This is a genomic window from Natrinema sp. SYSU A 869 (assembly GCF_019879105.1).
Taxonomy (GTDB): domain Archaea; phylum Halobacteriota; class Halobacteria; order Halobacteriales; family Natrialbaceae; genus Natrinema.
Genome location: NZ_CP082248.1, coordinates 250772 through 272382, shown reverse-complemented (window position 1 = coordinate 272382; position 21611 = coordinate 250772). Strand labels below are relative to the sequence as shown.

Here is a 21611-nt window from a genome sequence, read left to right as displayed (position 1 = left end):
GGGGTAATTACAGAACAGCTAGCAGTGCGAGTGCTATTCCGCCGAGCAGTGTGATCCCTGTAGCTTGCAGCGTCCGGATCGCGAACGTATCGGACAGATCCGTCATCAGCCCGACGAAGCCGACGAGACCGGCGATCGGTAAGACGAGGGTGCTCAGCGTCGCGAGAAAGAACACTGCCTCGGATGGTTGCGTAAGGACGGGTAAGACCTGCGGGAGATTGACCAACTGCCATAGCAACCACAGTCCGGAGAGCCCACCGACTCCGAGCGCGCCAGCATGCGGGTGTAGCCACGTGAGTATAAACGCGCCGGCGAATAACACGCCAGCGACTGCTAATGGAGGAATGACCTGTTGGAGGACGACGACCATCGGAATTAGGACGACGACGACCATTCCAACAGCGACAGCTCGCTGAAGCGTCAACCATTGTACGTCTAAATTTTCGATCTGAGTTGCTGTTTGTGAGGGTTGCTCGGTCATGGCTCTCCTCTTCCCTCTATACCGCTGGTGAGTGCTCTCTCGGCTGACCGATCGATCCTCGGGTTCGGTTTCGATGCTGCTATCATCAACCGTACAAAGGCTTAGGTACTGCACCAGTGTTTTTGCGAATATGTTTAGACGCGGCTCTCTATGGTGAGTGGAAAGAATACTCACTCTCTGAATTCCTCCTTTCCGTTCGGTCCAGCTATCGAATTGGAACTTAAATTCGAGTGTTCGGGGATCGAAGGATCTCCGACGATTTCACGATTCTTCGTTCTAGGAACTCGAGCTACGATAACACATGTTCGAACGAATCTTGAGAGTATACGGTTCCGTCTGTATCGTCGATGGCTCGAAAGTCATGTTCGCATCGACCTGCCTGCTGTCGGACAGAGTCCGCTCGGATGGAACCGAACGCAAATTCCGATCAACCTATACAACAAGGTCCACCTCGCTTCGTCGTCTTCGGGCTCGGGGTCGTCCTTGGACTGGTCGCTGCTCGCAAGATTCAGCCCAGTCCCGGAGGACGGTAATCTGATACTCACCATCGACAATGATCAGGTCGGCACGATACTGATAAATGTCTTCCAAATCGAGCCTGCTGATCAGCAACATCCGCTCAACGATATTGAGGAGGCCGTCGAGTCGATGGGTGAAGTTCCCGGAGTCGTCTCGTTTAGTCTCCATCACAGTCTTGATGGTGAACGTGTCGTGAGTTACGTTCAATTCGAGAGCCGCGATGTGTTTGAATCAGTTCAAGACTCACGCGACTGGGAAGAGCGGATAGGAGATGCGATGGCCGCTGCCGAACCGGATCCGCACTTTCTACGGGGTCGTACTTACACATGAGGGCCAGACTAGTCTTCTCGATATGATCGAACCGTTCGAGTCTTTGTGCCCTTGTTGATCCTGACGGGGTCACAAACATCGAACTCTTCCATTCTACAGTCTTCATCCTCATCGTCAGTGAGGTCGGTAGTGTTGCCGGCATGGGTCCTCAAAGGATTCGATGATGAGTAGTTCTCGGATATGAGGGCGTTATCGTCTGGATTTCTTCGAATGCGTAAATCCAGTGTCGATCAGCTCGACAGCAGGGTATGGTCCGATCGTAGTGGATTCGAGCGTGCATCGGCATCCTCTCATCATACCTAGAAACGGCTTTGTTGCATTCCTCAACGATTACAGTTCTTCCACACTGATTCAGTCGGCGTCGGTCAGGCGTGAGGCGATGTACCTGGCGTCAGAACTGACACCACCGATGGTTGCCGAAACAGGCGTTCGCTGGAAGGAGAGACCGAGGAAATACAGCCCCGGTTCTTCATCTATCACACCCTTCTCATGAATCGGATAGCCGTTCGCGTCGAAAGCCAGTCCCAGCAAATCAATCCACCCGAATTCGGGTCGAAACCCTGTCGCCCAAACCACTGCATCCACGTCAAAGATGTGTCCATCTTCAAGGCGCGGCTTCCCGCCTGTCACGCCCTCTGTCCGAGGCACTCGTTCGACTCCACGTTGGCGGATGTCTGCTGGCGTAAGACGAATCAGTGGGTCGCCGTGTCCCTGACTGCGTTTTTTCACTTTTCGCCCTAACCACGTATCAACAGTGAACACGCTATCGGCCAGCCACCAGAAGGGGCGGGAATTGAAGACGCGAGACGGGATGTGACCTGTTCCCCGACCTGACAGCCAAGTACTACGATCAGCGCAAGCTAGTTCGACAGCAATTTCGGCTCCCGAATTCCCGGCGCCGACGACGAGGGCAGCGCCAGCAGGGAGTCGGTCGGGGCACTGGTAGTCACTCGAGTGAAGTTGCGTAATCGATGAATCAAGCTCTTCGGCGAATTCGGGAATAGATGGATGCTGGAACGGTCCTGTCGCTATGATAACGTTGGTTGCGGTCAACCGATTAGACCCGGTTTCTAGCACGTAGCGGTCGTTGCTCCGGGTAAGTGCCTCAACTTCCGCATTAAGGCGCACTGGAAGGTCGAGTTCGGCGGCATAGGTTTCTAAGTAGTTGGCCATCTAGTCCTTGGTCGGAAAATAGTCGTCGGATGCTGGGAACGACATCCCCGGCAGACTGCTATTCCGGGCCGAGGTGAACAGTCGCAACGAATCCCACCGATTGCGCCACGTGTCTCCGATACACTCACTGGCATCTAGAATGAGGAAGTTGCGACTCTGTTTCGCCAAGTAGTACCCTATGGCTAGTCCAGCCTGTCCACCGCCGATTACGATGGTATCAAACTGTGGTCGAGATTCGCTAGCCATGTACGGTCTTCCTCACCTAAACGGGCCTGTTTAAGTAGTATACGGGGTGAGGGTGTGCTGCGGTTGTTCCGTTCAGTGGAGATGTTCGCGCGAACGTTAGTGGAAAGACCGAGCAAACGAGTACTCAATGGTTCCGGCCAACACCAATCAGATCAAGCGTCCCCCTCAAAACGTGCTCGTGCTTACGGATGGAACCGATCGGGCAAATCGGAAGGCAGAATGGGAGATCGTCTTCAGTGACTTCCCCAGAACGACGATTCATTGGATCGAGGTCATCGACTGCCTCGATTCGGGCGTGATCATCCGCAAGCGCATCGAAATCGCTCAGAACGACCGTGAGCGACGGAGACAATCACGTATAAGTGTAGCACCGTATCGGATGACGGTTCACAATTAGGAGAACACACCCGCGATCGACGTGCTTCACGGCGTGTCACATGAGGCGCTCCTCGACTACGTTGAGACGAACGTGATCAACCGTATCGTCATGAGCGTAAGTGAACCGACTGACCTCAACCGATCATTTATCGGTCGCACATTCGCTACGGTGGATCGAATTACTACCGTTCCCGTGAAAATTATCGGCAGAACAAGCGATTCGCATGAATCTCAGTGCGAAGTTGACCTCATCGCAGTGGTTCAGCGCACGTGAACACCGCGTTGACGCCAAAAATACGCGTTTCCGGCGGACAGTTCCTGGCGATAATCCGCTATACGGCCTTTTCCCTCTTAACGGTCCCTGAGCACATTCGACCCCATTCGGACCTACCCGCGGTAGTAGACGTTGCACCAGTCGTCAGGTTCGATAGCGCCTTCTACGCGGCTACACGTGCCTGTATTCTCACCGTCTTGTGGAGGAGTGTAATACTGGCAGTTCGAACACTGCTGGTCTCCTTTGGGATGGTCCTGGTAGTTCACTTGATCTTTCGCCGCCTTGCCGCTGATATTCGAGCAGCCCGCGATAGAGAGAACAATCCCGGTTCCAACTAATTGAACGAATCGACGTCGAGGGGCCCTCACGTGAATCGCTTCGGGCTCTCGAGTCGTTTTCGTCTCGCCTTCTCGCGATGAGCTTTGATTTTCCGAAGGGTTACGACTACGGTGCCCCGTCGATCGGTTGGACGTGTTCTCGGTCGGGTGTGTATCGAATCGCCCCATGGTACGGGGAAGGTGATGACCGGTGGTAGCCGTTCACTCCAACATGTTCACAGGCGGATTGCGAGTGATATGTCCTCGCCCGTCGTCGACCGCTACCCGCAGGCGCTCGAACATGTTCGCGCCTAAGCCGATAAGCTTGGTACTCATGATATAGCATATGCCCAGAGCCCAGGTGAAGTTCAAGCCCGCTCGAGAACAACTCGGCGGCCCATTCAGGCTATCGACCGAGTACCCGGACGATGAATTTCGGATGTTGAGTGCTCATCCGACTGAGGACGGATTACTCGTTGTGTTGGAAGCGACGATGGCAGATCCGACGATCATCCTTGATCTGTTTGAGAACGCTCCAGAAACAAGGATTTCCTCGTATGAAGTGCTTCACACCGACGAGCATACGGTCTTACTCCAGTTTCAGCTTCCGTTCATTCCACCGCCATATCGGGCGCTTTTCGCTTCGGGCAATATACCACAGTTCCCCTATACGATCGAGGACGGCTGGATAGTTTGTGATCTTACCACCTCGCAGGAACGATTGTCGCAGTTCAAAGCAGAGTTAGAGGAAACGGGGTTCAGATTCGAGGTCGTCAGGGTCACCCAGTCTGTCGATCCAACCGACCTCCTGACTAACCGCCAGCGACAGTTCATGAGCGAAGCCATCGAGTGCGGATACTACGATAGCCCTCGGGAATGTTCGCTCACGGACCTCGCTGACGATCTGGGCATTAGTAAGTCGACCGTGAGCGTCGTGCTTCACCGCGCTGAGGAAACGATCGTCAAGGAGTTCTTCGCCAAATCGGTCGAGTAGCTGTCGCTTCCATATTGTCGATCATTCCGTGCCTGTGCTAATGTTCTGATGAAGATGTTCGAGTGAACGACCACGAATCGTGGTCTCCTACTAGCCACTGTCGCAACGATGCAACGCCAACAGCACTCAACTGAAGCTCAACCAACAGCTATCAGAGCGACGGATATTGGACTGACGTATTCGGATGGCACTGAAGCAGTGACCGACGTCACACTCGACATTTCAGTAGGTATGGCCTTCGGATTTCTCGGACCGAATGGTGCGGGAAAGACGACGACTATCAAAATGCTCACGACGCTCCTCCAGCCAACGAGCGGACGGATCACGGTCAATGGCTACGACGCTCGCACGGAGTCAAGAGCGGTCCGTAAGTCGATCGGATACATGTCCCAGGAAACGAGCATTGACCCTTCGCTAACCATTCGAGAAAATCTACGCTTTGCCTGTCGAGCGTATCGCGTCTCGAGAGGCGATCGTGCCGACCGAATCAACGAATTGCTTGAGCTCATCGATCTCACGGAGAAGGCTGATAGACACGCACACAAGCTTTCAGGCGGCCAAAAGAAGCGTCTCGATGCTGCGATGGCGCTAGTTCACCACCCACCTATCGTTTTCCTTGACGAACCGACGACTGGCCTTGATCCAACAGCCCGTCATCGTCTGTGGGACGACTTCCGTGAAATCAACCGACAAGGGACGACCATTTTCCTTACGACTCAGTATCTGGAAGAGGCCGATGCTCTCTGTTCCGACTTAGCGGTCATCCGTGATGGCGAAATTGTTGCAACCGGCTCGCCAGCCGACCTTAAAGCACAGGTCGGAGGTGACGTTTTAGAGATCGAATTCGGTGACCCTACCAACACAAACGTCGAACACGCTCGGTCGATCATTGAGGGTTCTGAGAAAGTACCCGTAGGTGCAATCGAGACCGTTCAGTCGACCGACAAGGGACTGAGTGTAACATCGCCACAAGCACGCCGAATCGGTTCCAGCCTGCTTGTATCGCTCGCCAAAACGGATATTGAGATCATCGGGTTCAGAGTTCGATCTCCGACTCTTGAAGACGTCTTCTTTGCCCTCACGTGCGAACCAGAGCGTGATACTGCGGATACTGAGTTTGTTTCGGATACACAACAAAGAGAGGTTAAATAATGACCACGCACGTACAATCAGAGAACAGTGCTGAACAGAACCCAGAGAAAGCGATCAGCAATAACTTTCTGAGTGATGTCTGGACGAATTTCCTGCGCTGGAACGTCAAGAAGGTTCGCGAGCCGTTCGTGCTTGTTTTCGCGGTCGTCCAGCCAGTCGTCTTTCTCGTGCTGTTCAGCCAAGTGTTCGGTGAACTCGCCGCGCAAGCCGTGCCCAATGGCGATTACGTTGCGTATCTCGTCCCCGCGATTGTCATCCAAGTCGCGCTCATTGCGGCAGCCGGTTCAGGCACTGGATTCGTCCAGGATATCGAGACCGGCATGTTCGAAAAGACGCTTGTCTCCCCGATGAGTCGCGCTGCGGTATTCGCAGGAAAAACCCTGTCGGACCTGCTGTTGATCGTAGTGCCGACACTGATCGTTGTTGGACTCGGGTTCGTGCTTGGTGCTCCGATAGCGACTGGTCTACTCGGTGTCGTCGGAGTCGTTGGCGTGGCGCTCGTCTTTTCGGTGTGGTTCATGGCGTTTTCGAACGTGCTCAGCGTCGTGACAGGCAGTATGCGGGTTACGGGAATTGCTACGAACCTGGTGCAGTTCCCGCTGTTGTTCGCGAGTACAGCGTTTGTCCCGGTTGACGCTCTGCCAGGGTGGCTTCAGATGGTAAGTTCGGTGAATCCAATCACTTACGGAGTGGATGCCGCGCGAACGATCATGCTCACCGGCTGGACGTGGGAAGTCATCGGACAGTCGCTCGTTATTCTCGTCGCCCTTGATCTGCTGTTCGGCGCAGTGGCTGTGTACTTCCTCAACCGAGCGTCCAGTACAGCAGTTCAGTAACTGCTCGACTGCCTCGGGACATTTGTTCCATGATTCACGCGGAAGACATGGAGAACTACCCGCAGCGATCGTTGACCAATACCGAGAGCATGTTCGAGCAGATACTCATTACTCCAGTACTCGTTCTATCTGTTATGGAGCCATCTACTACCGAAACATCGAAGAACACGGTCCACTCGCAGCGTGCTGATTCAGGGAAGCTCCCTATGACGCCGACGGTGCGCGCACTACTGGGTGTCGAGGCTGTCTCGTTCTTCCTTGCTGCCATGATCCATGCAGGCATTCTCATCCAGGGTACGAGCATCAGGAGGCGATGATCGCCGAAAGCGTAATTGGCACTGTCTTGCTCGTTGGCTTAGCGATGACCTGGATCCGCCCGAAATCGATGTTCTCTGTCAGCGCAATCGTGCAGGCGTTTGCGCTGGTAGGGTCGCTCATCGGCCTCTGGACGATTATCGTCGGTATCGGCCCTCGCACTATCCCCGACATCGTGTACCACGTAGCTATCATACTCGTACTGATAGGGGGTATCGTGTTCGCGTGGCACGCCCGCAGGTCCGAACCGACCTGAGCAGTGCTTCACAGGAACACTTCCCTCACCCGCATCAGGACCTGTTAGCAGGGGTTTTAGCGACTCAGCATTGAATACGTATATGCTTCGGAGAACATGTTCGAGTAAACAGCCAATGTTTTTCCCTGCGTTCTATACACCATGGAGCCATCTACTGCTGAGAACCGAGAAAATACGTCCCGCTCGCAGGATACTGATACTGAATTGAGAGACGATCCATCGAAATCCTCTGCTGGCCTGCAGGTCGTCGACACTGGTTCGGGCTACTCAAAGGCGACGCTTACCGAGCCGACGACACTCGGCTACATTCACATCGGTGCGGCCGTACGCCCGTACACGCTCCCGCTCACGCCGTTCATGCCTACCGGACGGAGAAAGGCTGAACTCATCGGCCGGCTCAAAGAGCTCGGACGTCAACTCGAACTCCTCGATGTAGTCAAGACGGTCACGATCTTCGAGGCAGTCGCCCTTCCGCCGCTGCATCGCCTCCCGTATATCAGAGAGCGGGCCGACTCACTTCACCTCGCACGTTTCGACGTCACTGTGCTCATTGAGACGACCTCACCGACGGCCACGCGTGACGTACAGGGCACGCCGACGTATCAGACTCTCGTGGAGGTCATACGGCGCGCAGCGACGGACGTACACACCATGGCCGCTCGCAACGCCAAGCGCATCGGGGACGTTGACAAAACGAGACCAGGTCTCTTTATTTTCAACCACTTCGTTGCCGAGGATGCGGCCGTGATGCGGGAGCTGTTCGACCATTTAGCCGGCGGATATGCGGCTGAAACGGGACTAGACAACTCGACGCTGCTCGTTCCGCTCGAGGACGAGAACGCGGATTACGTTGCCATCAACAACGCGCGATGGGATGTGGGAGTAGCCCGATTCCTCTGGCAGGAACTGACAAACAAAAGCCTCCGAAACTATGTACAGACCAATCTCAAAGCGAATCAAGTCGGAGCTATGCCCGTCTTATATCGACTCGCATGACAATCATACGGAGAAACGGTCGCTACAGTCATCGGTTAGCTCCCTCTCCTGCACCAGTGGTGTGTGAGTCCTGGTATTATCTGAGTTCGTGATGGTCCAGAGTACAGTAGAACGCCAGTGATGGAACGTGTACTCGAACGGTAAAAGTGGCCGAGCTGGTAATCTGCATCAGCGCCCCGTATCCGGCGTACAGCAGGATTGCTCCTGCCAAATGATCAATGTGCCAGCAGCTCGTCCGAATCTGCCGAGTGTCGGGGCGACCAGCAGACCACCAACTATAGTAGCCACTGAAACGATTTACACGCTGATCTCACAGCTGTCATGCGATCAGATGTGCAGTGACTGTCAGTGGCTACTATAGCGCTCCCATCGTGCTCGGTAGTACAAGCTGAGTCGCCGACAGTTGGAATGGAAAACGGATTGTCATCACGGGCTGGCTTCGAGTACGAGGTTGAACGGCGTCTCGGTCGCCCGGCGGACGCTCGTGAACCCGCCCTCAGTGATTACCTCACGGAGACGCGCTTCGCCAGCCTGTGCTCCCAAGACGGGGTCGCCGCCCTGGTCGAGCGAGTTCGGAACACAGGCCATCGTCGAGGCGCAGTAGAACGCCCTGCCTATCGGATTCAGGTTGTCCTCGACTCGATCATTGGCAAAGGGCTCGACCAACATCCACGCCCCGTCGTCGGCGAGCGTCTCCCGGACGTGTGACGCCACGCCGACCGGATCACCCATGTCATGATATGCGTCGAACATCATCACGAGGTCGTAGTCGGTCCCGTTGTACTCTTTCGCGGTCGCCACCTCGAAGCTGATACGGTCCGCAACACCAACTTCTTCGGCTCGCTTGCGGGCCATCTCAATCGAGTGTTCGTGATAATCGATGCCGACGAACTCCGAACTGGGGTAGGCCTTGGCCATGATAATCGTCGATGCACCGTGACCACAGCCTACATCGGCCACGCGTGCACCTGCTGTGAGCCTCGCGTCCATACCATTGAGCGCGGGGATCCACTCGTCGATGAGATTCGTCTCATAGCTGGGCCGATAGAAGCGTTCCGTGCCGTGACACACGTCCTCGTCTTGCTCGTGCCAGCCCACACCCTCACCGGTTCGGAAGTCGGATTCAATCTCTGAGAGACGTTTCTGATACCCGACCAAACCCTGGAACCCACCAGCGAGGAACGCAGGGCTGTCTTCGTCGGCCAGCAGTGCTGTCTGTTCGGGTGTGAGGCTGTAGCATCCCGTCTCGCGATCGTAAGTGACGTATCCGCCAGCCGCTCCTGCGGCGAGCCACTCAGCAACGTACGGTTCCACAGTATCGGTTCGCTCGGCCAACTCGGCGGGCAGGAGTGGTCCACCGTCGGCCAACGCCTCGTAAAGGCCGAGCCTGTCGCCGATGACGAGCAATGGCGCGTAATAAGCCGCGCCGAGTTCGTTGACAGCCATTCCAACGAGTTCACCTAATTTTTCTTCATCGATCGGTTTGTCGTCGATAGTCGGTGATGCCATGATAGGACTGTGGGCGGCAGACATATTGGCCTCATCTACGGAGATGACGTTCAACCAACTGAACACTGTTTCAGAGTGTGAGTGAAGGTTTCAAGGCGTGAACGGAATTCAGGATTGTATGGATAGAATTACTACTCGTGCTATCATGTATCGCGCTTGTGAATGACACGATCTCCTCCGGAGACGACCGATCACCCGACCACGTGTTCAAGCCGCCCGCATCGGCGATTCTGGAGGCCATCCTGCAGAACGCGCGAAACCAGAAACACCTCGACAAGCGTATAGACGCAGCCGGTTCCTGCATCGACTAGAACCGGCTCGGCGACATCGTTCGCCACGGCCCAGTCCTCGAAGCACTCCGCGAGGAGCCACTGGACCGCCGCGAGATCGAAGAGCGACTTGACGTCTCGCGAACGACGAGTCACCACTTGACGAAGTGACTCAGCGAACCCCTGTTCGCCGAGAAAGTCGATAGCTGGTTCCAGTTGACGGGGTGTGGCGAGGCAGTCACCGACGAGGCACTCCGGTTCGAGGCGAACGTGAGCACTGTTCACTGGATGGGGCCACTGTTGGACATGATCTGTCCGCACCATGCGGAGTTCGTCATCAAACCGATGGTTGACGCGACTATAACTATCGCGGAACCGGCCATTCCGAGTCTTCCTACAATATTGATTACATCTTTTTCCTGGGTGAATACATCATCAAATAGGTGTGTAAACTGGGTACCGAGCGGGGTATTCACTGGTCAATTCAAAAGGGCTATAGTTGGCCATAGTCCAATTACTTTAATGCGCCTTTGGGACCGCTTTGTGGGCGTTATTGACGGGAGGAATGTAATTATAGCTCTCGGTGGGTTGTACCTCATACTCATTGCGGGCTGGGCGTTCATGCCGACCCCTCCGGAGATGACTCTTGCGAATACTCTCATAGTTGTCAGCTTTATCGGTGGCTCTGGTTCCCTCCTCCTCGTTGGCGGATATCGATTGCCCCGCACCGACATCCACCCGAGATTCTACTCCACTATTGCCGGCTGGTGTCTTATCGGTATTGTGATAATGCTCGCGATCCTCGGACTCTACAACTTCCAGCCCGGTCCAGGCCTCTCCAACTCAATTCGGTCTGTACTTATCCTTACAGGGTTCAGTTCCGTCGCCGGATACGGTGTGGGAACGTACGCTGCGCAAGCGAAAACACGGGCCCATCAACTTGAGCGACAAAATTGTCTGCTGGAACAAACGCAAAGACAACTCGAAGAATCGAATCAACGGCTCGAGCAGTTTGCGCATACTGTATCTCATGATTTGCAAGAGCCGCTCCGAATGGTTACAAGTTATCTGGAACTTATCGAGCGCCGATATGGTGACGAACTCGACGAAGAAGGTGAAGAGTTCCTCGACTACGCGATCGGCGGATCGGAACGAATGAAAGAGATGATCGAAGGGCTGCTCGAATATTCACGTGTAGACACGCAGGGTGAACCATTCAAACCCGTTGATCTTGACGAGGTGCTTGTAAACGTTCGCAAGGATCTCAAACTACAGATCGAGGAGACCCACACCACTATCGAAACCGACGAATTACCACACGTTGAGGGTGATGAGAGCCAATTACGCCAACTCTTTCAGAACCTTCTTGCGAATGCGATCGAGTATACTGGCGACGAACCGCCACGGATTAATGTTTCCGCTGAACGTGATGCCGAGGAATGGATCATTTCGGTTCGTGATAACGGCATCGGGATCGATCCAGAGGACCAAGACCGCGTCTTCGAGGTATTTCAACGGCTTCACAGCCAAGAAGAGCATTCGGGGACGGGAATCGGACTCGCACTCTGTAAACGAATTGTCGAACGACATGACGGCGAGATTCGGATCGATTCTACGCCTGGCGAGGGGACGACATTCACGTTTTCGTTACCAGCAGTGCCCAATAGAGCAGATAGCCACTCTACATAAAACGACTCAGTATCGGCCTAAACAATCTGTTTTGCCGCGTCGATACATTAGAGACCTATATTGGTTAAATTAGAGAGTTCACATAGTCGGTGTGAGCACTGTTCTATGACACCCTCTGATGATGTATATTCGATTCTCTGATCAGCCAGCTATTCTCTTGATATTCCAATCTCGCGTTATGATGGCCGAGAGAGAGCGTATAAAGTTCCGTTTGTCGTCTGTACAAACACATGTTCGTCACCGGCACCGAGAAGGATCGTCTCGTTTGAGATCGTCGTCTTAGGTTGGTCAAAGAAAGAGAGTCCGTCGACCCACGTGATCTGTCCAGCGTCTGTTCCGATAACGAACGTGTCTGAGGTCGATGTAGTCTGTGTCACGGGCGTCTCAAAGCGTCTCTCATACCGTCCCGTACCGTTCCGAAGTGAGAGTTCATATACTGTCCCAAAAGTCCCCGAAGGTGCTTGGGTTGTCGCCTCTGCAACCAAAAGAGACGACTCAGTTCTGTGAAATCCTTGGACCCGGGCATCCATTCCAAATGACGACCGCCACTGGAGTTGACCAGTTGTCCGATCAAGTGCTGCGACGATACCGTCTGCTCCAACATATACACGAGTATCGACTGGGAGGGGGCCGACGGTCGTTGACGGCCAGTCCTCCGGCTGCCACGCCCACAGAAGTGTTCCGTCACTGGGTGAGAGTGCGACGACACCTCCTTGGTCACCGAAGTAGACAGCCGTGTCATCGGCTGCAAGTTGGTCATCCGGTGCGGCAACGACGGTGAAGTTGGTTCCAGCAATCGACGACTGCTCCCAGCGAAGTGTTCCGTCACTCGTCTCGAGTGCCGCAAGCGAGCCGTTCGCCGCGTATAGGGCCTCATTTGTAACAGTGAGCGCTGACGCGAGGTTATTCATAGCTTGCGTCCACAATTGCTCACCGCTCGGTGCATCGAACGCGTAGATCTGTGCTTGTGTACCACGGGGGCCGCCCTTCTCGCCGACGTAGATGCACCCGTCTGAAGCAGTGAGACCAGTTATCCGTCCTAGGTCAACGTCCCACTGTCGCGTCCCGTTTGTTGCATCGAAAACTGCGAGCTGGCTGTTTTCCAGTTGACCGTCATGATAGCCACCAACTGCGAGCCAACCGTTCGTCACACATGGCGGGGACAGTGACGTTGGTTCAGGAACCGACGCGGTCCACTGCGTCCCATTCGGCGATTGTGAAAGAATTGTTCTAGAGCAGCCAGCGAGAATACCGGTCAAGAGCGTGCTACCAGTGGCGAGGAACGAACGCCGGGAGGGCATAAAGAAATTCATCCAGTCTAATTATATATATATATATATATTATGGAAGTTGGGTCCAAATATACATTGATCAGATGACTTCCTCCTCACTCTACTCGCTCACGGCTGACGCCGTTCGCTCCGTGAGAGTGGGGCTTCCTGTTTCCACGACGTTGTCAGACTCCGTCTGACAGCCTGTCGAGGTTCCCTCGACAAACGCGCTTTGCAGGAACTGAATCGGATCCCATAGGGAACGCAGTCTCTGCAGGCGTTCGAAAATCGCTGTGCGATTTTCGCAGCCCATCAGAATCGCAGAGCGGTTCTGAGGACGTTAGTTCGGGATAGCCCGTCCCTACTTGCTTCAGACCACGTACCAAGGTGAAGGGTTGTGGTAACTCGGCCTTCGGAAGCGTTATCCCGTACCCGGCCCTACGTTTTTTTGTAATGGCAAACGGTAAAGTTGATTTCTTCAACGACACAGGCGGCTACGGTTTCATTTCGACTGATGACGGCGATCTTGACGACGACGAAGACGTCTTCTTCCACATGGAGGATGTCGGCGGTGAGGATCTGACAGAAGGTACTGAGGTTGAGTTCGATATCGAGTCCTCACCGAAGGGGCCTCGCGCAGCGAACGTCGTCCGTCAGTAATTCTGAGACACACCCGTCGCTCACAGCGACGGGAAGCGACCTCGATTTTTTAGATGGCTACACGGCCTAGTTGACACTGTTTGTATACTCTGTACTGACTACGGACCAATTGTCCTCGAGGAGTAGATTCGCGGACACAGTACTCACGATAAGTAAACATGCGAATGTGTCGGGGACCATTGGCAATATTGATTATATTTCCGAGATCTACAAGGAATTATAGGATATACAGTCCCAATCACAATATGAACATTCTCAATTCGGACAATCCATGGGTACTGGTAGCCATAAATGTCATAAGCTGGGTTGTAGTATGGGGTGTCTTGGAGACCTTCTTCTTTGATGGGCGGCTACTCAATTCCATAATTCCTGCTATTGCAGGAGGTATCGCTTCCGGCCTCGTCTCATTCTACTTTCATACCCAATAGGATTCAATTGTCATCCGTTAACTGTTTGGCGTCTACTTACCGCTGTCCTCGAGGAGTGGATTCGCAGACAGAGTCACTCTTCGCGAAGATTCGTTACCTGCATTTTGGACTCGAGAGCGTCCGTTTGAAAATCCGAATCGGCAACGACGAAGTGACCGCCGGTCGAGCGCGCAGTAGCTGCAATCATTAGATCGCGAACGGCCATCCGTTCGCCGTCAGCAAGGAGTTCGTCTTGTAACTGGGCGGCCTCGAGCGCGATTTCCTCGTTGAACTCGAGAGAATGGACGCCGCCGAAGTGCTGTCGCTCTGCCCGGAGATCGGTTTCTCCGCTGCCAAGTGTTCCAGCGAGAACCTCGTAGACGCAGATCGCCGAGGTCAGATACGGTTCGTCCTGTGATTCGACGAACGCGACGGTTTCATCGACGCTCTCAAGCATATCGATGATGGCCGACGAATCGAGAAACGTCATCGCCCGAAGCTCTCACGGGATCGCTCGATAGTATCGCGGGCCCGGTCAGCAGTGTCTGAATCCCATGCACCGACAGTGATCGGTTCCTCATCACTGGCCAGTCGCTCGAGGAGTTCGTCGAAACTCTCGTCGTCGCGCTTGAGTCGATCGAGTTTTGCTTTCGTCTCGTCCGAAACGCGGATGGACGTACTCATATGTATGCATCGTGTATGCAGGATCTAAGAACTTTCGCCGTGACGGCTAACAGTCAAACCTCGGCCTTCGGATAGCAGCGAGTGCACTAGGAGTAGTGGATAGCTCGGAGAATGACTCGTCCGCAATCGGATCGACTCTGTGCTCTCTCGGAGTAGTTGTGTTGGTGCAATCTGCCGGCCCACTATTTTGATTTAGGAGCAAAACACCAATAGTCATCCGTGTATTTGTGCGGATACCACTGAGAGAGGACTTCGATGATACGGCATCCGGTGAAATCGTTCCCACGACGACCCCGAAGGGGACGTATTCGGCGTTACGACAGGATACTCGAAGAGGCACTGTCTAGTTACTCGGTTCCGACGCATAGGGGCGTTTCAGAGCCTGTTACATCGTTACCGGTGAGATCTGAAATTGTCACTGGTTATGGGAAGTTTGCTGAAGCAGCCGACTTATCGCTGCTCGTAGAACAGAGTCCGCCTATATCAGATCCAATATGGCAGTGTTCCAGTCGATGCCGTCACTTCATCACCTCCCTGTATTGCGGTTCTCTTATCTAGACAGTGCCCTCGAAGAACTCACCGGAAAAGAGCGGAATCGGTTCTACCGAGCAAGCAAAGTCTTCGAAATCATCAACAAACCGATCGACCAACTCTAAATCTCGACCTGGCGAGATTCAAAGTAGATGCAGTGAGAGTACCAGTCTCAACTACTGTCCCACGTTCCTATATCAGTCCGCATCACCTGCACTAGCTGATCTTTCACGTTACCGTCTTCGTCTACCGACCCAAGCAATCGAGGCTCACCTTTCGGGACCTCCTGATCGGATATAAATCAGAGCACGACGGCCAGGGTACCGGTGAGGAATCACCGAGCAAGATTGGTGCCGAGCTATTTCTCTCGAGTGGTAATCCCAATGCTATAAGTGACTAGGTATCATCAATCAAGATGGAAGCCGCACTCCACCTCGTCGCGGGGGCATGCGTTGAAATGTCCCGGGTGTAGTAGCACCCGAGACGTGGCTTCCAAACACGAGCGGTTTGCAAGCCATGTTTCGCTTACTTCTAACGGGATATAAACGTCCCGCACGAGAGTCGTATCGCACTCCAGTAGCCGCTGGTCGCAACAGTCGCCGCTCGAGGTGGCTATGAGCGAGAAGACACAATCAGAAGAGGAAGAAGACTGGTCGCTACCATCGTGTCCGCATTGTGGGAAAGCGGTGATTCTGGTACACACACGCGGTCCGATGGAGCATGTCGCGGCACCGTGTGGCTGTCGAGTCGCATCGCCTGACCTCTGAGGAAAACTCAATCATCGACGCGATTGAGACTACCGCGCCACATATTTTGGATCGGCGTGATCAACGCGAAGAGGAGCATTTCTATTGATCCAGCGGAGATCAGTGAAGGAGCGATCACAGAAACTGATAGTCGATTACGTTCCAAATCCAGTACTGCGCCTCGAACCGCATGAGTTAATCTTCTCGTGGGATGAGTAACTTTTCTGATTTCTCACTCAACTCTCGTCTTCTTCAGTAGAGAATGCGTGAACTGTTGACGACCCGTCACCGAGGAAAACAGTTCCATCAATAACAGCGGCAGTGAACACAGTTTTACTCCCCCATTTCCTGATCACGTTTCCAGACTCAAGGTCGACCGCGTAGATCGTACATCTTGGGTCACTGGTCATTGCCTCCGTTATACCGGACATGACACTTGGCGATTACCTCAAATCATAGATCGAAAAGAGATGGACCAGACACACCCCGGAGTGCCGATGTAAGTCATCCGAAATCGAACGGAGCAGCTAGTCTACCCCTCAATAACGATTTAAGGAAGATCGCTGTATAATCTCTCCACCAAAGAATATAAATAACTATCCTTCGTTATTAGTTATACGAGAGTCACAGTACTCAAGCTGTGACATCGGTCACAACGTGTCCAGCCGAACCGCGTGTGACCGCCAATTCGTTCTTTCCGCCTATCCCATTATTCTGAATCAGTCTTTCCAGCATTTCTTGTGGACACTCTCGGAGCATTTACATCGGCACTAAGGGGAGGGTGTGTTCCAGCAAAACAATCTACATCGGCACTCCGGTATGGTTACACTGGCACTTGGGGGTCCCGAAATCGAAGACTCAGCCGGTATCTCGACCGATTTTAGATCTTACATCGGCAACCCGGTGTGTTTACATCGGCAACGAGGGGTTAGGATTAAGTAGCCTCTCCAACATTCTCGTCGTATGTCAGGCTCAGAGTCTTTTTTCGACAACCAAAACTACATCTTTGCAAACAAGGACTTGCTACGGATTTCTCATCTGGTCGAGGGTGATCGGATTATCGGTCGAAAGGACGAACTCAACAGCCTCGCGCAGGCACTCAAGGACGCCGTCCAGGGCCACACACCGAATCACGTCCTGATCTACGGGAAGACGGGGACAGGAAAATCTCTCTGCTCAAAGTATATCACGAAGGATCTCCGCTCGAGTGCTGCGGAAAACGATGTTTCAATTGGAGTTGCCTATATTGACTGCCTTCAGCACGCGACGGAAACGCAAGCTGTCCGCTCGATCGCTCGTGAGCTCAACGACGAAGCCGAAACGGGAATCTCGATTCCCTCTTCGGGGCTGAGTACGGGCGAGTACTATCGTCGGCTCTGGAACATCCTCGATCGCCGATTCGATGTGGGTATCATTATCCTCGATGAGGTAGACAAGATCGGCGACGATAATATTTTGATGCAACTTTCTCGAGCCGTCGAATCTGGCAAACTCGAGGACAGCACCCTCGGAATCATCGGCATCAGCAATAAGATTCGGTACAAGGAAGAACTCAACGAGCGCGTCAAATCCAGTCTGAGCGAGCGGGATTTCGTCTTCCCGCCCTACGATGCGAAGCAACTCCGGGCGATCCTCGAATCACGAAAAGACGCCTTCCAAGATGGTGTACTCGAGGATGCAGTGATCCCAAGAGTCGCTGCGTTAGCTGCAAAAGAACACGGTGACGCACGCAAAGCGATCGACATCCTCCGCTATGCTGGCGAGATCGCCGATGAGAACGGTGCGGAAACTGTGGTGGAAGAACACGTGAACCAGGCGCACACGCGAGAAGAGCAAAACCGGCTGGCAGAACTCATCTCGAAACAGCCGCCACACTCGAAACTACTCTTGCAGGCGCTCGCATTCCAGACTCAACAGGTACCGGACGATGAGCCGGCGATTCCAACGTCAAATATCTATTCGACCTACGAGGTCCTCTGTGAACAGGAAGGCTCTGATCCGCTTCGGATTCGGCGGGTTCGTGAGTTACTGAGCGAACTATCATTCCTCTCGATCATCGAACAGACGCGAAAGGGACGCGGTCACGGCAAGGGCGCACACACAATTCACGAACTGGTCGATGATCCGGAACTGGTCTTGAAGGCCTGCAAGTCGATCTAACATCGTGATGGCGCGTCTCCCCCGCCGTAAACGGCGAGGCTTTGCGCCTGCTATTCAGTAATCGCTCAGCGGATCACTGTTTGTGCGAGTTGGCAGGAAGTGATTATCTCAAACCAATGGGAAGAGGCTTGACCCCAAAACGGTTCACGACTCCGTTCCGTATACATAGACACCGCGTTCAACTGTGCTCTCACCGGCTTCCACACGTACTGGGAACTCATCATCCTGAGCCACAGGATACGTCTCGAACACGAGATCAAGTTGTTCCGTTTCACCAGCGGGGACCGTCACCGTGTGGCTGTCCACCGTCTCTGGATCGTTGCCGACCACTAGATCAACCTCGCGCGTCACCTCCGCGGCACCGGTATTCTCGATTGTAGCAGTCACCTCTAGGACCTCCCCACCGGTCACCGGGCTATTCGTGTCTTGAATCCGTACGGCAACGTTCTCTTCATTCCCACCATCATCATCGTCTGCCGCAGCGAAGTCTTCAAACACCCACGGATTGACCGCCGTATACGCATTATTGTCGTCAAGTATCCACACTTCGATCTGACACGTATGGCACCCGCCATCAATCTCAACCGAGGCGGTGTCGCCGGCTCCCTCTACATCGGACACGTCAAGAATCACGTCCGACTGTGTCATCCACCACACGACACGGTCCAGTTCGGTACCGCTGCTCGAGACCTCGAGTTCAAGCGTGGTGGATTCGTCGGCGGCAAGTTCGCTGGTGGCCGGTCGGGCAGCATCGACGGTTGGCGGTGCAGCCCCGTTCTCGGTTACCGTCACCTCCCAGCGTGAGGCAACGTTCCCGTCCCCAGCGGTCACGGCCGTATCCACGAGAGATGTCCCTGTAGAGTCAAACGTATGCGCGAAGTACTCGCGACCGACGTCATGGAAATACGTACTAGGCCACGGTCCTACCGGCGTCGTGATGTACTCACCATCGACGTACCAGTGTGTCGAACCCTGGCTCTCCATCAGTTTGGCATCAACCTCAAAGAAGATCGTTGTCCCCGGACGAACCGTTAGCTCCTGGTTGCGATCGGGATACGCATACTGGGCGTCGCATGGATCTATACCGGCGACATCGACCATCACCTCGGCGACAGTGGTCTCGGTTTCGAGCCGGACCGGGAACGTATCATCGACGCGTACCGGATACGTTCGGAACTGCAAAAAATCAACAGTCCGTGTCTCGCCTGCGCCGACTGGAATCGTTCGCTCGCCCACCACCTCTGGGTCCTCACCCACGATAAAGTCCAGTTCAACGCGTTCATCAGTGGATCCGCTATTCTCGAGTTCGGCAGTCATGTCGAGAAGGTCACCGCCCTCGAGCGGTGCAGATATCTCGATGATGTCGACAGTGATGTGGCCGGTCGCCCCACGACTATACGACACGAGCGGAACTGTGCTGATACTGGTACCAGCCCCCATCAAGTACTGCCGCCGGTTCATGTCACAAGCTACCGTGTCCAATGGCAATAGGTTTACATCGGTCTCGGATATGCTATTTCTCCATAACTAACGCACAGCACAGCGAAACCTTTCGTCTAGTCTAGGCAAGGAAATGACTTCCTAAAAGAATTATTACCCTTATCCGGTGCAACGTCGGGCAAGTGCTGACCGATGAGAGGTTGATATCGATCTCAGCAGATCAAACGACTGAACGTTTTGCGCGGCCGTTCTTCTCGAGTTCGACGAGACCGTAATCAGCGAGTTCCATAACGTTCTCAGTGACCTCTGGTGATGCCGATTGACGATCCGGGATACACTGGGTTGCGAGTAGTCGACGGTGTCGGTTAGTTCCGTGATTGAGAACTCGTCGGTGTGATATCTAGATAAGAAGGTGTGAACCTCGTGAACCGCCTGACTTCCGAAGAGCTTCGTGTCCTGTGCAGGATATCGAGAGCGATTTTCGATCCATCCTCTAGATCGGTATTCGAGTCGCTTTGCATAGCTAAGGGTTCGTGTCCCTGCCGACTTAAATTTTATATTGATATCGGCGTCCTGTTTATATAGACGGTGTCCAAAAGCGCGTTTTTTGGAGGAGATTGCGGAAATGGTAGAACACGGAACAACGCGCCGACCAGCGCCCACGTCGTCGGCATTGCTTTGTCTGGTAGTCTTTCTCGAGTCCCCGGTCTAGTCCAGTCGACCAGGTGCGTTCTCTGTGAATTACAAGTTGTAACTTCATTCGACAGGAATGAAGGTTTTAATCTCAAATCCTCTTTTCGAGCGATATTTTCTTCCCCTTATAAGCCTTTGTGGGGAACTATAATGTACTACAGAACCAGTATAAGAAGCATATGAGTTGCCAAAATGGAGACAATCAGGTGCAGCAGTCTCGACCATCGGGGTTCCTGGGGGAAGCTACCGATGAGACACAGTAGACGACAGCTGCTCGCCACACTGGGAGCCGGAACGCTCGCAGGGTGTCTGGGAGGAAGCGATAGCGAAGCAGCGGAGGCATCGCTACTCCTCAATTGGAAACCCAATGGTCTCCATGTTCCGTACTATACCGCTGTCGAACGGGGGTTTTTCGGAGAAGAAACGGTCGAACTGACGGAGATCGAACCTGGGGAGGGATCCGACTTTTCGGCGACTCAGGCCGGGTTAGGAAACACCGAATTCGCGATTACGAGCGCCGATCAGATCCTGAACGCGAACGCTAAAGACCTCGACGTTGTCGCAGTCGGCGTTGTCATGCAGCGTGGACCGGTTCAGGTGTTTACCGCCCGTGACAATTTCGGAGCGGAACTCACGGAAAGCGATCAGCTTGCTGGTGTCACGCTCGGAAGCGGTCCCGGGATGGTTCGGCAGATGACGGAAGCGTATCTCGAACACGAGGGGATCCTCGATAACGTCGAATACGTCGACAGTGGATTCGATACGGTTCAGCAATTGCTTTCCGGAGAAATCGACGCAGCCAGCGGCGTGTTCAGCGACGTCGTCGACGCTCGCCACCAGGGGTACGAGATCGATACGCTCTCGGTCAACGACGCGATCCCGGCCTACGGTCACGTTATCGCGACGTCGCGATCGTTCGCCGACTCGAATCCCGATACAGTTCGATCGTTCCTTCGGGTGATCGCTCACGGGGCAATCTGGGCGAACAACAACCCCGACGACGCGACCGGACTGCTCCTCGATGCCGTCCCGGAACTCGAGGACACTCGCACGAATCAACGCGACAAGTGGAACGAACTCCGGACAGAGTTTATGCTGTCGGAAGCGGTTCGAGAACACGGTTGGGGATGGAACGAATCGGCCGTCTGGGAGTCGCTTCGAACCACGCTAGCGAACGGCGATTACCCCGGTGGAGAGGTGGAGTCGGAAGAGGTCTGGACGAACGACTATCTCGATACGGACGACGAATACATCGGCGAATACGGTGAGCTGATCGAATAGACGT

At 54.0% G+C, this 21611-nt stretch carries 19 protein-coding genes and 2 pseudogenes; 12 read left to right on the top strand and 9 right to left on the bottom strand.

The genetic code is table 11. From position 1 onward, the window contains the following. Window positions 1-7: 7 nt before the first annotated feature. A complete protein-coding gene (locus K6I40_RS05200; protein ID WP_222914652.1) occupies window positions 8-394 on the bottom strand; it encodes a hypothetical protein in 387 nt (128 codons plus the stop codon). Between the two features lie 570 nt (window positions 395-964). Between K6I40_RS05200 and K6I40_RS05195 the strand changes: the two genes are divergently transcribed. Continuing rightward, entirely contained in the window at window positions 965-1330 is a 366-nt protein-coding gene (locus tag K6I40_RS05195; RefSeq protein ID WP_222914647.1) for an antibiotic biosynthesis monooxygenase, read from the top strand. 351 nt (window positions 1331-1681) lie between these two features. Here the strand turns inward: K6I40_RS05195 and K6I40_RS05190 are convergent, their stop codons facing one another. Next, window positions 1682-2503, bottom strand: a complete 822-nt coding sequence (locus K6I40_RS05190) for an NAD(P)-binding domain-containing protein (protein WP_222914643.1) — start codon at window positions 2501-2503, stop codon at window positions 1682-1684. Between the two features lie 1561 nt (window positions 2504-4064). On the opposite strand from K6I40_RS05190, the gene K6I40_RS05175 reads away from it, so the two are divergent. The 6 genes from K6I40_RS05175 (at window position 4065) to K6I40_RS05155 (ending at window position 8267) form a co-directional block, all read left to right on the top strand. Next, window positions 4065-4712 (top strand): helix-turn-helix domain-containing protein, encoded by a 648-nt coding sequence (locus tag K6I40_RS05175; RefSeq protein WP_222914632.1) that lies wholly within the window; start codon window positions 4065-4067, stop codon window positions 4710-4712. 108 nt (window positions 4713-4820) lie between these two features. Further along, window positions 4821-5864: an ATP-binding cassette domain-containing protein gene (locus tag K6I40_RS05170; RefSeq protein WP_222914630.1), complete on the top strand. Its 1044-nt coding sequence runs from the start codon at window positions 4821-4823 to the stop codon at window positions 5862-5864. Next, the gene (locus tag K6I40_RS05165) at window positions 5864-6700 is read left to right on the top strand and encodes an ABC transporter permease (protein ID WP_222914628.1); all 837 of its coding nucleotides are present in this window, start codon (window positions 5864-5866) and stop codon (window positions 6698-6700) included. The genes K6I40_RS05170 and K6I40_RS05165 overlap by 1 nt, the downstream gene beginning before the upstream one ends. A gap of 29 nt (window positions 6701-6729) precedes the next feature. Then, complete coding sequence (locus tag K6I40_RS27945) at window positions 6730-7017, top strand: hypothetical protein (protein WP_255681645.1); 288 nt, start codon at window positions 6730-6732, stop codon at window positions 7015-7017. Next, entirely contained in the window at window positions 7014-7271 is a 258-nt protein-coding gene (locus tag K6I40_RS05160; protein ID WP_255681644.1) for a hypothetical protein, read from the top strand. The genes K6I40_RS27945 and K6I40_RS05160 overlap by 4 nt, the downstream gene beginning before the upstream one ends. Window positions 7272-7628: 357 nt before the next feature. After that, on the top strand, window positions 7629-8267 hold the full coding sequence (locus tag K6I40_RS05155) for a hypothetical protein (protein ID WP_222914624.1): 639 nt from the start codon (window positions 7629-7631) through the stop codon (window positions 8265-8267). A 426-nt stretch (window positions 8268-8693) separates the two neighbouring features. Here the strand turns inward: K6I40_RS05155 and K6I40_RS05150 are convergent, their stop codons facing one another. Continuing rightward, window positions 8694-9776 carry a class I SAM-dependent methyltransferase gene (locus tag K6I40_RS05150; RefSeq protein WP_222914622.1) on the bottom strand — a complete coding sequence of 361 codons (1083 nt, stop codon included), beginning with the start codon at window positions 9774-9776 and terminating at the stop codon, window positions 8694-8696. A gap of 170 nt (window positions 9777-9946) precedes the next feature. Here K6I40_RS05150 and K6I40_RS27940 point away from each other — a divergent pair. Both K6I40_RS27940 and K6I40_RS05140 read left to right on the top strand, forming a co-directional pair. After that, window positions 9947-10423: pseudogene (locus K6I40_RS27940) on the top strand (transcriptional regulator); the annotation flags it as partial. 144 nt (window positions 10424-10567) lie between these two features. Beyond that, on the top strand, window positions 10568-11734 hold the full coding sequence (locus tag K6I40_RS05140; RefSeq protein ID WP_222914617.1) for an ATP-binding protein: 1167 nt from the start codon (window positions 10568-10570) through the stop codon (window positions 11732-11734). A gap of 176 nt (window positions 11735-11910) precedes the next feature. Here the strand turns inward: K6I40_RS05140 and K6I40_RS05135 are convergent, their stop codons facing one another. Together K6I40_RS05135 and K6I40_RS27935 are read right to left on the bottom strand one after the other, a co-directional pair. Beyond that, complete coding sequence (locus K6I40_RS05135; protein ID WP_345779392.1) at window positions 11911-13035, bottom strand: PQQ-binding-like beta-propeller repeat protein; 1125 nt, start codon at window positions 13033-13035, stop codon at window positions 11911-11913. A 91-nt stretch (window positions 13036-13126) separates the two neighbouring features. Further along, window positions 13127-13391, bottom strand: a pseudogene (locus K6I40_RS27935) (hypothetical protein); the annotation flags it as partial. 67 nt (window positions 13392-13458) lie between these two features. On the opposite strand from K6I40_RS27935, the gene K6I40_RS05130 reads away from it, so the two are divergent. After that, window positions 13459-13665, top strand: coding sequence for a cold shock domain-containing protein (locus tag K6I40_RS05130; protein ID WP_008418277.1), 207 nt, complete (start codon window positions 13459-13461; stop codon window positions 13663-13665). A gap of 501 nt (window positions 13666-14166) precedes the next feature. Here K6I40_RS05130 and K6I40_RS05125 read toward each other — a convergent pair. The 3 genes from K6I40_RS05125 to K6I40_RS05115 all read right to left on the bottom strand — a co-directional run bounded on the left by K6I40_RS05125 (window position 14167) and on the right by K6I40_RS05115 (window position 16443). Beyond that, window positions 14167-14562 (bottom strand): type II toxin-antitoxin system VapC family toxin, encoded by a 396-nt coding sequence (locus K6I40_RS05125; protein WP_222914611.1) that lies wholly within the window; start codon window positions 14560-14562, stop codon window positions 14167-14169. Beyond that, window positions 14559-14756 carry an antitoxin VapB family protein gene (locus K6I40_RS05120; RefSeq protein ID WP_222914609.1) on the bottom strand — a complete coding sequence of 66 codons (198 nt, stop codon included), beginning with the start codon at window positions 14754-14756 and terminating at the stop codon, window positions 14559-14561. The genes K6I40_RS05125 and K6I40_RS05120 overlap by 4 nt, the downstream gene beginning before the upstream one ends. A 1513-nt stretch (window positions 14757-16269) precedes the next feature. After that, window positions 16270-16443 carry a PQQ-binding-like beta-propeller repeat protein gene (locus tag K6I40_RS05115; protein ID WP_222914607.1) on the bottom strand — a complete coding sequence of 58 codons (174 nt, stop codon included), beginning with the start codon at window positions 16441-16443 and terminating at the stop codon, window positions 16270-16272. A 553-nt stretch (window positions 16444-16996) separates the two neighbouring features. Here K6I40_RS05115 and K6I40_RS05110 point away from each other — a divergent pair. Continuing rightward, window positions 16997-18193 (top strand): orc1/cdc6 family replication initiation protein, encoded by a 1197-nt coding sequence (locus K6I40_RS05110; RefSeq protein WP_222914604.1) that lies wholly within the window; start codon window positions 16997-16999, stop codon window positions 18191-18193. Window positions 18194-18337: 144 nt separating this feature from the next. Here the strand turns inward: K6I40_RS05110 and K6I40_RS05105 are convergent, their stop codons facing one another. Then, window positions 18338-19294 carry a hypothetical protein gene (locus K6I40_RS05105; protein ID WP_255681643.1) on the bottom strand — a complete coding sequence of 319 codons (957 nt, stop codon included), beginning with the start codon at window positions 19292-19294 and terminating at the stop codon, window positions 18338-18340. A 1281-nt stretch (window positions 19295-20575) separates the two neighbouring features. Here K6I40_RS05105 and K6I40_RS05100 point away from each other — a divergent pair. Then, on the top strand, window positions 20576-21607 hold the full coding sequence (locus K6I40_RS05100; RefSeq protein ID WP_222914601.1) for an ABC transporter substrate-binding protein: 1032 nt from the start codon (window positions 20576-20578) through the stop codon (window positions 21605-21607). Window positions 21608-21611: the final 4 nt, after the last annotated feature.